At 68.8% G+C, this 15,317-nt stretch carries 16 protein-coding genes; 3 read left to right on the top strand and 13 right to left on the bottom strand.

The window, feature by feature from the left end; all coding sequences use genetic code 11:
• Window positions 1-9 precede the first annotated feature (9 nt).
• Window positions 10-951 carry a RecB family exonuclease gene (locus ACQP1V_RS39405; protein WP_433416118.1) on the top strand — a complete coding sequence of 314 codons (942 nt, stop codon included), beginning with the start codon at window positions 10-12 and terminating at the stop codon, window positions 949-951.
• 118 nt (window positions 952-1,069) lie between these two features.
• Here ACQP1V_RS39405 and ACQP1V_RS39400 read toward each other — a convergent pair whose 3' ends face one another.
• Together ACQP1V_RS39400 and ACQP1V_RS39395 are read right to left on the bottom strand one after the other, a co-directional pair.
• Window positions 1,070-1,948: an alpha/beta fold hydrolase gene (locus ACQP1V_RS39400; RefSeq protein WP_067142101.1), complete on the bottom strand. Its 879-nt coding sequence runs from the start codon at window positions 1,946-1,948 to the stop codon at window positions 1,070-1,072.
• Window positions 1,949-2,107: 159 nt separating this feature from the next.
• A complete protein-coding gene (locus tag ACQP1V_RS39395; RefSeq protein WP_433416115.1) occupies window positions 2,108-3,787 on the bottom strand; it encodes a DEAD/DEAH box helicase in 1,680 nt (559 codons plus the stop codon).
• A gap of 424 nt (window positions 3,788-4,211) precedes the next feature.
• Here ACQP1V_RS39395 and ACQP1V_RS39390 point away from each other — a divergent pair, with 424 nt between their 5' ends.
• Window positions 4,212-4,871: a ferritin-like fold-containing protein gene (locus ACQP1V_RS39390; protein ID WP_433416112.1), complete on the top strand. Its 660-nt coding sequence runs from the start codon at window positions 4,212-4,214 to the stop codon at window positions 4,869-4,871.
• A gap of 189 nt (window positions 4,872-5,060) precedes the next feature.
• Here ACQP1V_RS39390 and ACQP1V_RS39385 read toward each other — a convergent pair whose 3' ends face one another.
• The 4 genes from ACQP1V_RS39385 to ligD all read right to left on the bottom strand — a co-directional run bounded on the left by ACQP1V_RS39385 (window position 5,061) and on the right by ligD (window position 7,236).
• Complete coding sequence (locus tag ACQP1V_RS39385; RefSeq protein ID WP_387409281.1) at window positions 5,061-5,291, bottom strand: DUF3107 domain-containing protein; 231 nt, start codon at window positions 5,289-5,291, stop codon at window positions 5,061-5,063.
• A gap of 114 nt (window positions 5,292-5,405) precedes the next feature.
• Window positions 5,406-6,026: a TetR/AcrR family transcriptional regulator gene (locus ACQP1V_RS39380; protein WP_084259649.1), complete on the bottom strand. Its 621-nt coding sequence runs from the start codon at window positions 6,024-6,026 to the stop codon at window positions 5,406-5,408.
• Window positions 6,027-6,082: 56 nt separating this feature from the next.
• On the bottom strand, window positions 6,083-6,283 hold the full coding sequence (locus ACQP1V_RS39375) for a hypothetical protein (RefSeq protein WP_387409282.1): 201 nt from the start codon (window positions 6,281-6,283) through the stop codon (window positions 6,083-6,085).
• 71 nt (window positions 6,284-6,354) lie between these two features.
• Window positions 6,355-7,236, bottom strand: coding sequence for a non-homologous end-joining DNA ligase (gene ligD, locus ACQP1V_RS39370; RefSeq protein WP_433416107.1), 882 nt, complete (start codon window positions 7,234-7,236; stop codon window positions 6,355-6,357).
• 116 nt (window positions 7,237-7,352) lie between these two features.
• Here ligD and ACQP1V_RS39365 point away from each other — a divergent pair, with 116 nt between their 5' ends.
• The gene (locus ACQP1V_RS39365; RefSeq protein WP_433416105.1) at window positions 7,353-8,300 is read left to right on the top strand and encodes a Ku protein; all 948 of its coding nucleotides are present in this window, start codon (window positions 7,353-7,355) and stop codon (window positions 8,298-8,300) included.
• A 415-nt stretch (window positions 8,301-8,715) separates the two neighbouring features.
• Here ACQP1V_RS39365 and ACQP1V_RS39360 read toward each other — a convergent pair whose 3' ends face one another.
• The 7 genes from ACQP1V_RS39360 to ACQP1V_RS39330 all read right to left on the bottom strand — a co-directional run bounded on the left by ACQP1V_RS39360 (window position 8,716) and on the right by ACQP1V_RS39330 (window position 15,253).
• On the bottom strand, window positions 8,716-9,090 hold the full coding sequence (locus ACQP1V_RS39360) for a hypothetical protein (protein WP_433416102.1): 375 nt from the start codon (window positions 9,088-9,090) through the stop codon (window positions 8,716-8,718).
• Between the two features lie 562 nt (window positions 9,091-9,652).
• Complete coding sequence (locus tag ACQP1V_RS39355; RefSeq protein ID WP_433416099.1) at window positions 9,653-10,138, bottom strand: hypothetical protein; 486 nt, start codon at window positions 10,136-10,138, stop codon at window positions 9,653-9,655.
• Window positions 10,139-10,744: 606 nt separating this feature from the next.
• Window positions 10,745-11,248, bottom strand: a complete 504-nt coding sequence (locus ACQP1V_RS39350; RefSeq protein WP_433416096.1) for a hypothetical protein — start codon at window positions 11,246-11,248, stop codon at window positions 10,745-10,747.
• 591 nt (window positions 11,249-11,839) lie between these two features.
• Entirely contained in the window at window positions 11,840-12,319 is a 480-nt protein-coding gene (locus tag ACQP1V_RS39345; protein ID WP_433416093.1) for a hypothetical protein, read from the bottom strand.
• 617 nt (window positions 12,320-12,936) lie between these two features.
• Entirely contained in the window at window positions 12,937-13,437 is a 501-nt protein-coding gene (locus ACQP1V_RS39340; RefSeq protein WP_433416090.1) for a hypothetical protein, read from the bottom strand.
• Window positions 13,438-13,993: 556 nt separating this feature from the next.
• Window positions 13,994-14,377, bottom strand: coding sequence for a hypothetical protein (locus ACQP1V_RS39335; protein WP_433416087.1), 384 nt, complete (start codon window positions 14,375-14,377; stop codon window positions 13,994-13,996).
• A 495-nt stretch (window positions 14,378-14,872) separates the two neighbouring features.
• Entirely contained in the window at window positions 14,873-15,253 is a 381-nt protein-coding gene (locus ACQP1V_RS39330) for a hypothetical protein (protein ID WP_433416084.1), read from the bottom strand.
• Window positions 15,254-15,317 lie beyond the last annotated feature (64 nt).

Below are 15,317 nucleotides of genomic sequence, written 5' to 3'. Positions count from 1 at the left end.
CGACTCCGCATGGAGCAGCTCGGATTCGAGGGCATGCCGCGCCGGCTGTACGCGTGCACGCCCTCACGGCTGAACTCGTGGCTCGACTGCCGCCGCCGCTATCGCTTCACCTACCTTGACCGGCCGGCGCCGCAGAAGGGGCCGCCCTGGGCGCACAACAGCGTCGGGGCCTCGGTCCACAACGCGCTGGCCGGGTGGTGGCGGCAGCCGTACGAGCGGCGGACGCCGATGACGGCGGCCACCCTGCTCACCAGCGGCTGGATCGGCGAGGGGTTCCGCGACCAGGAGCAGTCCCTGGCCTGGCGTGACCGGGCCCGCGAGATGGTGTCCGGATATGTCGCGGCGCTGGATCCGGCGGACGAGCCGGTCGGCGTCGAGCGCACCGTGGCCACCCGGACCTCCGTGATCGCGGTCTCCGGGCGCATCGACCGGCTCGACCGGCGCGGCGACGAGCTCGTGGTCGTCGACTACAAGACGGGCCGCCGGGCGCCGGGAACCGACGACGCGCGTTCCTCGCTGGCCCTGGCCGTGTACGCCGCCGCCGCGTCGCGGGTGATGCACCGCACCTGCCGCAAGGTGGAGCTGCACCACCTGCCCACCGGATCGGTGGCCGAGTGGGAGCACGACGACGAGTCCCTCCAGCGGCATCTGCGCCGGGCCGAGGAGATCGCGCTGGAGGCGTCCGAGGCCGATGAGGCCTACCGCGCCTGGGCCGCGTCCCGGCCGGGTGGATCGCGGCCGGCCGCTTCACGGCCGGGTGGGCGGTCCGCCGCACCGGGACCGGGGACGTCCGGGCCGGACGTGGACGGCGCGCCCTCCATGCCTCCGGAGATCGACGCGCTGTTCCCGCCCAACCCGGGGCCGATCTGCTCGTGGTGTGACTTCCGCCGGCACTGTCCACAGGGGCAGCAGATCGCACCGGATCGGAACTCCTGGGACGGCCTGGCCTAGGTCGTGTCTGACCGCACATGCTCACCGCGGTCGGGGGAGCGGAGCGGAAGGGAGCGAAGGCCCGGCGCCCTGTCCTGGATGACTTTCTCCAGGACAGGGGTTCGGCGCGTCGGCCGGCTCAGGAGTGGTGCAGGATCTGGCTCTCCGCCGCGTTCCAGAAGCGGGTGAGCGCCGCCGCCGTGGTCTCCGGGGCCTCGACGGCGGGGGAGTGGGCGGCGCCGGGCACGACCACGCACTCCGCGTCGAGCCGATCGGCCATCTCCGCCTGCAGCGACGGCGGCCACCCGTCATCGTGCTCGCCGTACAGGACGAGGATGGCGAGGCCGGTCTGGGCGAGCTCGTCCACACGGTCGGGGGCGTCCAGGACCTCCCGGGCCATGGCCATCAGCCCGGCGGGCGAGTGCGAGAGCAGGCGCTTGCGCAGGAAGGCCACGATCTCGTCGGGGACGCCCGACTTCATCGCGTCGGGCTCCATGCGGTTGGTCCAGAGATATTCGACGCCGTATTCGGGCAGCTCGGCCAGCATGATCCGGCCGACCCTCTCCCGCGGCCCGATGATGCCCGCGGGTCCCGAACTCATCAGCGTGTACGACGCGAGCTTGGCCGTGCCGTCCAGGGTGGTCTCGCGGGTGATCAGGCCGCCGAAGGAGTGACCGAGCAGGTGGACCGGCTCACCCCGCCCGACGGCGTGGGCGACCAGGTCGATGTCGGCGCCCAGGGCCGCGCACGTGTACGCGGCCGGATCCTCGGGGCCCGGCGTCTCGTACTGGCCCCGGACGTCCACGGCGACGACCCTGCGCCCCGCCTGGGCGAGGGTCTGCAGGACGGAGATGAAGTCCTCCTTGCTGCCGGTGAATCCCGGTACGAGGAGGGCGGGCCAGCGCTCGGGGACGCCGCTGACGGGCTCCGCCGAGAGGACCGCGAACGTGCCCGCCGGCGTCTCGATCTGCTCGGTGGTGACACCTGGGGGAAGCGTCAGGAATCGCGGCGTACTCACGTGGCACCACGATACCCAGCGAGGCTGTTGGCGACACCGCCAACAACACTTTGCCGGTTGTGACCCATAACTTCATGCCTCCTACAGAGGGTCTACCCACTGCCGGATGGCGGTCTCCCGTCCCCGGCCGGCGGGCCGGGGACCGGAGTTTCTCCCGTGCTATCCGCCTCGCCGCGATCGCGATGGGCGGCGGCGCTGGGCCGCGCGCTCCGTCGCCGCGGAAGGCGCGAGAATGTCGTCCTCGGTCGCGAGATCCGGAGAACGGAACACCACGACGAAGGGGTTCGGTGGGATGATCCGCTCCGGCTCGGACTTGGGCCGGGGCGCCGGCGCCGGTTCTGGCGCCAGAACGTCCACGGGAACGTCCGCGGGAACGTCCGCGGGAACGGCGCGGGGCTCCTCGACGGCAACCGTGTTCACGGCGACCGTCTCGTCACGCTCGCGGACCTTCTCGCTGTCCCGGACCTTCTCGCTGTCCCGGACCTTCACGACCTCGGGAGTCTCCTGCGGCTCGAGGGCCTCGGCGGATGCCGTGGCCTCGACCGTGCGTCCGCCGCGGGTGCGGCGGCGCTCCCTCGGCGTACGTGCCGGGCGTTCGCGGCGCTCGTCCCGGCCGGACCGGTCGGAACGGTCGGAACGATCGGAACGGTCGCCCTTGGTGCGCGAGCGCACCCGCCCGGTCTCGCCGAGGTCCTCGATCTCCTCGGCGTTCAGGCCCGCCCGGGAGCGGTTCGCGCGCGGCAGCACGCCCTTGGTGCCCTCGGGGATGTCGAGGTCGGTGTAGACGTGCGGCGAGCTGGAGTAGGTCTCAACCGGCTCGGCGAAGTCGAGGCTGAGCGCGTTGTTGATCACCTTCCAGCGGGTGAGCTCGGTCCACTCCACGAACGTCACGGCGACGCCGGTGCGCCCGGCGCGGCCGGTCCGGCCGATGCGGTGGACGTAGGTCTTCTCGTCCTGCGGACAGTCGTAGTTGACCACGTGGGTGACGTCGTCGATGTCGATGCCGCGGGCCGCCACGTCGGTGGCGACCAGGACGTTGATCTTGCCGTTGCGGAACGCCCGCAGCGCCTGCTCACGCTGGCCCTGGCCGAGGTCGCCATGGACGGCGGCGACGGCGAAGCCCTTGTCGTGGAGCTGCTCGGCCACCATGTCGCAGGCGCGCTTGGTCTCACAGAAGACCATGGTGAGACCGCTCGTGGTGCTCTGCAGCAGCCGCGCCACGATCTCGATCTTGTCCATGCGGTGCGTGCGGTACACGAACTGCGTGGTCTGCGGGGTCGCCTCGGCCTCGGCGTCGTTGTGCTCGGCGCGGACGTGGATCGGGCGGTTGAGATATCGCCGTGACAGCGCCACGATCTCGCCCGGCATCGTCGCGGAGAACAGCATGGTCTGCCGCTTCTCGGGGACCAGCTTGATGATCCGCTCGATGTCGGGGAGGAAGCCCAGGTCGAGCATCCGGTCGGCCTCGTCCATCACCAGCATGGTGATCTGGCTGAGGTCGAGGTGCTTCTGCTTGACCAGGTCGAGGAGTCGGCCGGGGGTGCCCACGATGACATCGACGCCACTCTTGAGGGCCTCGATCTGCGGCTCGTAGGCGCGGCCGCCGTACACGGTGAGGATGCGTGAGCCGAGCTTGCCGGCGGCGAGGACGAGGTCCTCGCTGACCTGCAGAGCGAGCTCTCGGGTGGGGACGAGGACCAGGCCGCGCGGCTTCTTGCGGTTCTTCCGCGGCTTGCCCACGAGCTGCAGCATCGCGACGCCGAACGCGTAGGTCTTGCCGGTGCCGGTGCGTGCCTGGCCGATGACGTCCTGGCCGGCGATAGCCAGCGGGAGCGCCATTTCTTGAATCGGGAACGGTGAAGTGATGCCCTCTGTCTCCAGGGCATCAGCGATCTCTGGGATGACTCCCAGGTCTCGGAACGTCGTCAGTGTGACCTGCCTCAGTCGTCGGCGAAGGCGACCCTCCGGAACCTGCGCGGCCGTAAGGTCTTCCCAGGCCGTGTCCTCACGGATATGGCGCCTTCGGCGTCATCAGCGACCGCGGCATCCAATTACTGGGGGTCTGGGGCCGGACGGCCCAAAACAAACAGTGCGGTCGCACCTTCGCGAACCAGTCTACTCGATACCACAACACGGAACCGTTTTCTCCGTGTTCCCGAAGTTTGGTCAAGCTTTCTGTGCGATGAAACCGGTCACGCGAGGCGGGAACGGGACGGAAGAGTCAGCGGCAGGCAGGACGAATCTACCCGCGTACGCTGCACCCATGAACGAAACTCCTCCTGGTGTCGTGGATCTGCTCGGTGTGCTGGCGTACGCGGAGCTGACGGCGTTCCTGCGCCTGGCTGAGGACGCGGCGCTGCTCGCGCCCTCGCTGACCGATCGGGCCGCCCTCGGCGACATCGCCGCGGCCGAGTACGGGCACTTCCGGCTGCTGCGCGACCGGCTCGCCTCGCTCGGCGTGGATCCGGAGAGCGCGATGGAGCCCTTCGTGACCGCCATCGACGCGTGGCATGAGCAGACCAAGCCGCGCGATTGGTGCGAGGCTCTTGTCAAGGCGTACGTGGGCACGGGGATCGCGGGGGACTTCTACCGGGAGGCCGCGCGGCACGCCGACCCCTCCATCACCGAGCTGGTGGACGAGGTGCTGACGGACGAGGCGCGCTCGGAGTTCACGGTGGAACGGGTGCGTGCGGCGATCGAGGAGGATCCGCGGCTGAGCAGCCGGCTGGCGCTGTGGGCGCGCCGGATGGTGGGCGAGGCGCTGAGCCAGGGGCAGCGGCTGGCGGCGATCCGCCCGGATCTGGCCGCCCTGCTGGTGGAGCCGGGCAGCGAGGACCTCGCCGAGATCGGGCGCCTCTTCGCCCGGCTGACCGAGGCACACGGGAAGCGCATGTCGGCCCTGGGCCTCACCCCGGGACCCTGAACCCACCGGAGGCCGTGCGCGGACGCGCGTGAAGGGCGGGACGGCGGCCGCGAGCGAGACACGCGTCCGCCGCCATCCCGGATCCGCCACGCCGACCAGAGCGGGCACACCCGACCCTGTCCTGTCAGCCGCGCCGGCTCCGCCCTCCGCGCCGTGACCGGAGGCGGTCGTGCGCGGTCCTGCGCGGCCCTACAGCGTGCCGCCGAACCCGACCGTGCGCTGCTCGTCCTCGCCGACCTCGACGAAACCGAGCGCGGACACGGGGACGACCACCCGCCGGCCGCTCTTGTCCGTGATCGAGAAGACGCCCTTGTCCGCGGCGAGGGCCTGGCGGAGCTCCTCCTCGATCTGCTCGGCCGACATGTCGGTCTCCACGATGAGCTCGCGGTGCACCGACCGAACAGCGATCTTGACTTCCATCGGGCTCCCCTTTCCGGAGGGCTGCGTCAGACAGCGCCTAACCCTCATCGTCGCCGCCGGCCGCCCCGGTGCGCCCTTTGATCGCGTCAAGCGAACAGGAAATGCGGCGCGCGGTCAGCCGGTGCGCGGGAAGCCGCTGATGCCCCGCCAGGCGAGGCGCGCCATGAGCTGGGTGGCGGCCTCCTTGGGGATGGAACCGTGGCTGGTGAGCCAGTACCGCGCGCTCACCTCGGCCATGCCGACCAGGCCGACGCCGAGCAGGTGCGCCTCGTCGCTCGAACAGCCGGTGTCCTCCTGGATGACCTGGCTGATCGCCTCGGCGCTCTCGCGGAGGGATCGCTCCATCCGCTGGCGTACGGGGGCCACGTTGCGCAGGTCGGATTCGAAGACCAGCCGGAAAGCCTCGCCCTGGCTGGACACGAAGTCGAAGAACGCCCCGATCGCCGCCTGCACCCGCTGCTTGTTGTCGGTGGTGGAGGCGAGGGCCTCGTGGCACCTCGTGACCATGTCGTCCACGTGCAGGTCGAGGAGGGCGAGGTAGAGCTCGAGCTTGCCGGGGAAGTGCTGGTAGAGCACCGGCTTGCTGACGCCGGCCCGCTCCGCGATCTCGTCCATGGCCGCAGCGTGGTAGCCGTTCTCCACGAACACTTCCTGCGCCGCGCTCAGGAGCTGGCGGCGGCGGGCCACACGGGGCAGGCGGGTGCCACGCGGCTTGGCGTCCGGGGTAGCGGTCACGGCACTCTCGTCTCCTTGTTGCGGGATCTCGCCCATCCTACGCGTGGGTAACCAGGTCAGCGGTAGTCCTCTTCGTCGTCCTCGACCACGCGCTCCTGCTCGGTGGCGTCGGCGGGGTCGGCCTCCATCGGAACCTGGTCGGGCCAGCGGTTCTGGTCAGACGGCCTCACCCGCTGATGCTGCTCGACCGCGTCCGCCTCCGGTGTCTCGATCGAGAGCTCCTCGGCCGTCTCGCCGAGGGAGTCCATCTCGGACATCTGCCGTCCCTCCGTTCCCGGCCCTGAGTTATGCGGGACAGAACCAACACTACGGCCACGGGCCGTACCGATTACGCGGTGGAGGCCCGGAACAGGTCTCCATGCTTCCCGACCCGTTCCAGCACGTCCTGTGCCGTGAAGACGAACTGCTCCGGATCCCTCCAGGCATCCACCTCTTCCCACGAGAGCGGGGTCGACACGGTGGGCAGCTCGGCGGCTCGCAGCGAGTACGGCGCGACCGTGGTCTTGGCCGGGTTGTTCTGGCTCCAGTCGATGAACACCTTGCCGGGCCGTTCGCGCTTGGCCATCACGCTGGTGATGAACGCGTGTTCGCGCTCCAGCCGCCGGGCGAGGGCCCGCGCGTACGCGGAGGTGTCCTCGTCGCCGTCCCACGGCACGTAGACCTGCATCCCCTTCTTTCCGCTGGTCTTGGGCACCCCCTCGTGCCCGTCACCCGCGAGGGCTTCGCGGAGCAGGAGGGCCACCTCGCAGCACTCCACGATCGTGGCGGGGGCGCCGGGGTCGAGGTCGAAGACCAGGGTGTCCGGCGGCAGCGGCTCCCCGCGTTCCGAGACCCGCCACATGGGCACGTGGATCTCCAACGCGGCGAGATTGGCGTAGTAGACGAGCGTCGCGAGGTCGTCCATCACGGCGAAGTCGATCGTCTCGCGGCCCTTGGTGCTGCCGGGCGCGGGCAGGGTGACCGTGCGGACCCAGCCGGGGGTGTGGCCGGGCACGTTCTTCTCGAAGAAGAACTGGGCGTCCACGCCGTCGGGGTAGCGCTTGACGGTCAGCGGGCGTCCGCGCAGGTGGGGAAGGAGGACCGGGGCGATGCGGGTGTAGTAGTCGATGACCTCGGCCTTGGTGAACGAGGACGCGGGATACATCAGCTTGTCCAGATTGGTGAGCGTCAGGTGCCTGCCCTCGACCTCGACCCGTACCTTCCTGGTCACACCGCACCTCCGGGGCGGGAGCCGATACGGCACCGCCAGAGTGGGTACCTGCCCAACTGGCAAGTCCTTTGAATCCCTTGATGGTGTAGTTCGAACAAAGAGACGAGTATGTGGCTATGCGCAGCATCTGGAAGGGCGCCATATCGTTCGGGCTGGTCACCATCCCTGTGAAGCTCTATTCCGCCACGGAGCAGAAGGACGTTTCCTTCCACCAGGTGCACCGGGAGGACGGCGGGCGGATCAAGTACAAGCGGGTGTGCACGCTCGACGGCCAGGAGGTGTCGTACTCCGACATCGCCAAGGGCTACGAACTGCCGAGCGGCGACATGGTCGTGCTGACCGACGAGGACTTCGCCGACCTGCCGCTGACCACCTCCCGCCGGATCGACGTGCTGCAGTTCTCCCCGTCCGATCAGATCGACCCGATCTACTTCGCCAAGTCGTACTACCTGGAGCCGGAGGCCCAGGGGGCGAAGCCGTACGTGCTGCTGAGGGACGCGTTGGAGCGCTCGGGGCAGGTGGCGATCGTGAAGGTGGCGCTGCGCCAGCGCGAGTCGCTGGCGACCCTGCGTGTACGGGACGGCATCTTCGTGCTGGAGACGATGCTGTGGCCGGACGAGGTGCGCGAGGCGGACTTCCCCTTCCTGGACGAGGACATCGACGTGCGTCCCCAGGAGCTCAAAATGGCCGAGTCCCTGATCGAGACGATGGTCGCGGACTTCGATCCGGAGGGATACACGGACGCCTACCGCGAGGCGGTGCAGGCCGTCATCGAGGCCAAGGTCGCGGGCAAGGAGGTGGTCGCCCCCGAGGCGCCCGCCGAGGAGAAGCCCGCCGTCGATCTCATGGCCGCGTTGCGCGCCAGCGTGGAGGCCGCCAAGCGGGAGCGCGAGGGGCGCGAGCCGGCGAGGAAGGAGGCCGCCGCGTCGGGCGCGAAGAGCCCCGCGAAATCCGGGACGAAGGCCGGGGGGAAGGCCGCGGCGAAGAAGGCGGCCTCCGGCGCCGAGGACGCCGAGGACGAGGAGAAGGCGCCCCGCAAGCGCGGAGCGCGCCGCTCCGCCTGACGCCACGGCTCGCGTACGTGTCCCGGGTACGCCTGGGGAGGCCGGGCATGGCGTGGATACGGCCGGGAGATCCGCAGGGCAAGGTCGGCGCGCGGCCGGGCCGGTCCGATCCCCGGCCGTGTGGGAACGGCTGGCGAGGCCTGGCACGGCGGGGCGGGTGGGGAACGGGTGGGGAACGGGTGGGGAAATGGAACGGCCATCCGGCCGGGATTCCCTGGCCGGATGGCCCTGTAGTAGGAAAAGGCGACGAGCCGACGGCTCTCGTCCGCGGTGTCCGCCTCTATGCGCTGAAACGATGAGTCTCATCGTGTGGGCCGGGAGACGTATATGTCTCCCGCCTGTGTGAGCGCCTCTCCGTGGGTCCCCCGCTCAGGTTGAGGGCCGATCACGGCGAGGTCGTCCGGTGCGGATCCGCTCAGCCGACGGGCACGATCGGGGCGCCGCTGAACCCCACCTCCGGCACCAGCATCGGGTCCCGCTCTTCCTCTCGCCGCCTCAGGGAGTCCAGAAGCTGCCTGGTGATACGGATCGTGATGTTGTTGATCACGTGCTGCCGCTGGTGCTCCCGCTGGTTCTGGAGTCCGTGCTGGCGCTGGTGGCTGCGGTTGTGATTGCGGTTCCAGTTGCGGTTGCGGTGGCCGCGACCCCAGCCGCCGCCACCACCCCAACCGGCCTGGACGACGGCCGCGTTCGCCGTGGTCGCGGTGGTCGTGGCGCCGAGCGCCACGGCCCCACCGGTCATGGCGGTGCTGATCGCCAGCCCCGCGATGACACTCCTGAACTTGGGCATTGCTCTTCTCCTTTGAAAGGAATTGATTCTCTCTTACCTTTCGACGCTCTCCGGATCGAATTGTGGAGAACGATTGAGATCATCCGGGGTGGATCATCTCGATATCATCTTGATTGCCGAGTTTGCGGAGCGACAAACGGTGACGTACGGATCTTGGGTGCCGCATGTGATTTATTGACGATGCTCCGTGTCGTGGGGTTTTTTCCGGGAAAATGGATGGCCCGCCGGTGAGTCATACAGCTGACGGGGAACGGCGCACGGTGCGGCGGTCGATGGCATTGTCGGCGAAAGTCGTGTGCCCGACGATGCGTCCTGTGTGAAATGCGGAAACGGCGCCCAGGGTCGTACGCACGAAAAGCCCATCCGGTCGGCGGTGCCGACCGGATGGGCCCGGTGTTTCCAGAACGTGAGACCGCTTGGGCGTCGCGACGGACGTCATCGCGTCGCCCGGCCGCTGGCCGTACCGGTGTCACCGAGGTTTCTTACCGGTGTGGACAGGACGGCCCGACCGCCCGTTGGTCGTTCGCGGCCTCACGGCCGGAGAATGCGCTTGCTTACCGGATCACGGCCGCTGCTGGTTGGCGGCGCCGGCGGCGTTGGCGTCGCCGCCGTCGCCGCCATTGGCGTCGTTGTTCTCGCCGCCGGCGATGACGCCGCCGTTGCCGCCGCGGCCGCCGCGGGCCAGGACGAGCTGGGCGAGGATGTCCTCGGCGCGGATGCCGCGCTCCTCACGGGGGCGCTCGCGCTCGCGCTCGCGCTCCCGCGGGATCTGCACGCGGATGTTGTTGATCACGTTCTGGCGCTGATGCTCCTGCTGGCGCTGGTGCTCGCGCTGGTGGTTCCGGTTGTGGTTCCGGTTGTGGTTGCGGTTGTGGTTCCGACCGCCGCGGCCCCAGCCGCCGCCGCCGCAGCCGCCGCCGCCGCAGCCGACTTGGACGACGCCGGCGTTCGCCGTGGTGGCCGTGGTGGCGGCGCCGAGCGCGACAGCTCCGCCGGTCAGCGCGGCGCTGACGGCCAGCAGCCCCACGAGGTTCTTGAACTTGGGCATTGCGTTTCCCCCTGAAGGAATCAATTCCTCTTGACGCTTCGACACTTTCGGGGAATCCCCCGAAGAATGCCCCGGACGCCCTTGATGTGGCATTTCCGTATTGTCTTGATTTCCGGCCTAGGGGGATGGCAAACGCTACAATTCCCTCCTTAGTCAGCTCTTTTCATTTCGTTGGGCGCGTCGCGCGCGGCCATGTCGGTGTTGACGGCGTAGTCCTTCATGAGGCGATTCGCTCGCGTGAGTCGGCCGGTGGCCTGCGGGTGCGTGTCCTTCGCCAGAAAAGGGTCGCGTACGAAAAACCCTGCCCGGCCCGCACGAAGCGAGGCCGGGCAGGGTGGTGTTTTCGGCGAGGTTCGCGTTATGTGAGAGCGCCCTCGTCTCGGTGTCGTAGCCGTCCTACGGCGGGGGCCTGTCGGGCCCCTTTCCGGCCTGCTCGCGATTCTTGTGAACGCCGGCAGGAGGAACCGCGTCCCGGGTGGAACGCGGAGAGTCGTGGGAGCGGCTTTCGGACACCGGCGGCGGGTTGCCGCCGGTGTCCCCATCAGGTGAGATCGCGCGTGTCGCTCGGCGGTCTCACGGCCGGAGAATGCGCTTACTTGTGATTACTTACGGCCGCTGGTCGGCGGCGCCGGCGGCGTTGGCGTCGCCGCCGTCGCCACCGTTGGCGTCGTTGCGCTCGCCGCCGGCGATGACGCCGCCGTTGCCGCCGTTGCCGCCGCGGGCCCGGATGAGCTGGGCGAGGAGGTTCTCGGCCAGCACGTCACGCATGTCGCGGCCCTCCTCGCGGGGCTGCTCGCGCTCGCGCTCGCGCTCCCGCGGGATGTGCACCCGGATGTTGTTGATCAGGTTCTGGCGCTGACGCTGCTGCTCGCGCTGCTGCTCGCGCTGGTGCTGGCGGTTGTGGTTCCGGTTGTGGTTGCGGTTGTGGTTCCGACCGTTGCGGCCCCAGCCGCCGCCGCCCCAGCCGCCTCCGCCCCAGCTGGCGAAGCCGCCCGTCTGGACGACGCCGGCGTTTGCCGTGGTGGCCGTGGTGGCGCCGAGTGCGACGGCTCCGCCGGTCAGCGCGGTGCTGAGGGCGAGAAGCCCGGCGAGCCTTGTGAACTTGGGCATTGCGTTTCCCCCTGAAGGAATCAATTCCTCTTGACGCTTCGACACTTTCGGGGAATCCCCCGAAGAATGCCCCGGACGCCCTCGATGCGGCATTTCCGTATTATCTTGGTTTCCGTCGCGGTAAGACGACAAACGCCGCCGTTCCGTTCTTAGTCAGCTCTTTTCATTTCATTGGGAGCGTCACGCAGGCAATGGTTATGTGGATGGCGCGGAGCCGTTCACGAGGGGATTCCGCCACGTACGGCGGTGCACGCGCCCGCGAAGTTGTGACTGTGCGTCCCTCAGTGCGTACGAAAAACCCTGCCCGGCCCGCACGAAGCGAGGCCGGGCAGGGTGGTGTTTTCGGCGAGGTTCGCGTTATGTGAGAGCGCCCTCGTCGTCGGTGTCGTAGCCGTCCTACGGCGGGGGCCTGTCGGGCCCCTTTCCGGCCTGCTCGCGATTCTTGTGAACGCCGGCAGGAGGAACCGCGTCCCGGGTGGAACGCGGAGAGTCGTGGGAGCGGCTTTCGGACACCGGCGGCGGGTTGCCGCCGGTGTCCCCATCAGGTGAGATCACGCGTGTCGCTCGGCGGCCTCACCACGGTGCATTCGCTTACGGCCGCTGGTTGGCGGCGCCGGCGGCGTTGGCGTCGCCGCCGTCGCCGCCGTTGGCGTCGTTGTTCTCGCCGCCGGCGATGACGCCGCCGTTGCCGCCGCGGCCGCCGCGGGCCAGGACGAGCTGGGCGAGGATGTCCTCGGCGCGGAGGCCGCGCTCCTCACGGGGCTGCTCGCGCTCGCGCTCGCGCTCCCGCGGGGTCTGCACGCGGATGTTGTTGATTACTTGCTGGCGCTGACGCTGCTCCTCGCGCTGGTGACCGCGCTGCTGCTGGTGGAGACGGTTGTGGTTGCGGTTGTGGTTGCGGTTCCGGTTGCCACGGCCCCAGCCGCCGCCGCCCCAGCCGCCGCCGCCGCCCCAGGTCTGGACGACGCCGGCGTTTGCCGTGGTGGCCGTGGTGGCGCCGAGTGCGACGGCTCCGCCGGTCAGCGCGGTGCTGAGGGCGAGAAACCCGACGAGGTTCTTGAACTTGGGCATTGCGTTTCCCCCTGAAGGAATCAATTCCTCTTGACGCTTCGACACTTTCGGGGAGTCCCCCGAAGAATGCCCCGGACGCCCTTGATACGGCATTTCCGTATTATCTTGATTTCCGTCGCGGTAAGGTGGCAAACGCCGCCGTTCCGTTCTTAGTCAGCTCTTTTCATTTCATTGGAAGCGTCGCGCATGGCATGCCTCCCTGAACGGCGCGACTCTCCTCGCAACGGGATTTCGTCGCACGCGGCGGTGTGGGCGTCTCCACAGTTCGCGCATTTCTGAGGAGAACGTCAAACCAAAAAGACCTGCCCGGCATCGCATGGGCGCGGGCCGGGCAGGGTGCTGCTTCCGGCGAGGGACGAGCTGGTCGAGAGCGCTCTCGCTGTTCGCGCCGCGTCTGGTTCCAGCAGCAGGGACCTTTCGTCCCTTTTCCGGCCTGCTCGCGTCCTTCATGAACGTCGATCAGGAAGAACCGTGTACCTGAATAAGTACGCGGATACCGTGGAAACGGCTTTCAGGCGCGATGGCGGCACATGCCGCCGGTTTTCTGGAAGGTGAGACCGTCCGCCGCTGTTCGCTCGGCGGTCCCACGGCCGGAGAATGCGCTTACTTGTGATTACTTACGGCCGCTGGTTGGCGGCGCCGGCGGCGTTGGCGTCGCCGCCGTCGCCGCCGTTGGCGTCGTTGCGCTCGCCGCCGGCGATGACGCCCCCGTTGCCGCCGTTGCCGCCGCGTGCGGCGATGAGCTGGGCGAGGAGGTTCTCGGCCAGCACGTCACGGAGGTCGCGGCCCTGCTCGGGCTCGCGCTCGCGCTCGCGTTCGCGCTCCCGCGGGATCTGCAGGCGGACGTTGTTGATCACGTGCTGGCGCTGCCGCTGGTGCTGCCGCTGCTGCTCGTGCTGGCGCTGGTGGTCGCGGTTGTGATTGCGGTTCCAGTTGCGGTTGTGGCTGCGGCCACCCCAGCCGCCGCCGCCGCCCCAGCCGCCGCCTCCGCCGCAGCCGACGCAGCCGCCCGTCTGGACGACGGCGGCGCTCGCCGTGGTGGCGCCGAGTGCGACGGCTCCGCCGGTCAGCGCGGCGCCGACGGCCAGCAGCCCCACGAGGTTCTTGAACTTGGGCATTGCGATGCTCCCTTGGAAGGAATTTATTTGCCCCGACACTCAGGTATTCCGAGAAGTTTCTCGAAAGCGTGCCCGGATGACCCTTGCCAGATCATCTCTACGGTGTCTCTGATTTCCTTCCGTGTCGGGCGGCAAACGACGATTGGCGGCTCTTAGTCTTTGCTTGTCGCTCTATTAATGAAGTGGATCGGTTTAAGGTGATTTGCTATCGATGCCCCGTATGTCGGAATTTGTGGGGGTGTATTCGGAGCGGATCGCCCGTCGCGTCGAGGCACCGCACCCGATCCTCCCGCGCGGTGGGAACAGGGAATCGGCCCGGTGAAAAAGAAATCCGGCCGGCGAGACGCCGGCCGGATGAATGTGATTTCCACGTGGACAGGATGACGGCTCGCGGGCGGGATGCCCGCCGTCGTCCCCGCGAGAATCGTCGAAAACGACGTGCTTTCCAGGAGAGAAACGGAAAACACCGCCTGTCCCGCGTTACGCGCCCTGGTCCCGGGTGTGCGGTGCGGGACCGTCGGTGTGTCCGCGCTCCCGCCGCGGTGAGTACGGCGGATCAGTCGAGGACTCGGGATTCGCGGACGATGTCCCTGCCATTCGTACTCGACGTGGTGGTCGCGGTCGGCGGCAGGTTGCGGTCGCCCGGGACCACGACATCGTTGATCAGGAAATGGGTCTGCTCCTGGTGTTGGTTCTGCTGGTTGTTCTGGCTCTGGTGCTTGACGTTGCGGTTGCGGTTCCAGCCGTTCCCGCAGCCACCGTTGCCACAGCCGCCCCAGCCGCCGTCGCCATCATCGCACCCACCGTCGCCGCAACCGTCGGCCCGGAGCATGCTGGCGCTCGCGGCCGTGGTCGTGGTCGCCGCGCCGACCGCGACGGCGCCGGCGGCCACCGCGGCGCCGAGCGCGAGAAGCCCGGCGAGCCTTGTGAACTTGGACATTGCGTTTCTCCTTCGAAAGAAATGCGTTCGCCCTCGCGGTCCGACGTTCTCGGAGATTTTCCGGGGTCGTCGCGGTGGGCGGCGGAGCGACCTCGATGATCACTCCCGCGGGTCTGTGATTTCCTTCCGTATCGAGCGGCAAACGGCGGTTAGCTGCTCTTAGGCGCCACTTGTCGCTCTATTACTAATGTTGCGATAATAAACGCAGATTTGCGGGAAGTTGCGATATATGTCCGAGTTGGGGAGTGCAAAAATCCGGCCGGCGAGACGCCGGCCGGATGGAACACTGTTCCCGGCGGGGGCCGCGGACGGCCGCCCTTCTCGGAGCCCCGTGCCTACCGGGCTGGGCTCCGCCTCTCCTCCGGGGCTCGGGATGTCAACTCGTCAGGCGTGCCCGCGCCCCCCGTGGCCTTTCGCCTTGTGCTCCGAGGCGTACGGCCCCGGTGGAACGCGGGCACGTGGGATCACTTCTCGTCGCCGCCGACAGGCGGCCTTTTAGAAGCCGTCGCCGTCGTCGTCGCCGCCGTCGAGCGCGGCAGCGTTGGACAGGATCTCCGGCAGGTCGTCGCCGTCGTCCTCATTGTTCCGGCCAACGCGAATGTTGTTGATCACGTGCTGACGCTGGCGCTGGTGCTCGGTCTGGTGCTCCTGCTGGCGGTTGTGGTTGCGGTTGTGGTTGCGGTTGTGGTTGCGGTTCCGGTTGCCACGGCCGCCCCAGCCCCAGCCGCCGCCGCCGCAGCCGCCGCCGCCGCAGCCGACCTGGACGACGCCGGCGTTCGCCGCGGTGGTGGTGGCGGCGGCGCCGGCCGCGAGGGCGCCGCCGGTCAGCGCCGTGCTGAGGGCGAGAAGCCCGACAACGTTCTTGAACTTGGGCATAGCGATTCTCCCTTGAAAGGAATTGGTTTGCCCGACACTGTGACGTTCTCCGAATTCGGAGAAA

Source organism: Microtetraspora malaysiensis (genome assembly GCF_050947145.1).
Lineage (GTDB): Bacteria > Actinomycetota > Actinomycetes > Streptosporangiales > Streptosporangiaceae > Microtetraspora_A > Microtetraspora_A malaysiensis.
This window is presented reverse-complemented; position numbering and strand designations above follow the sequence as displayed.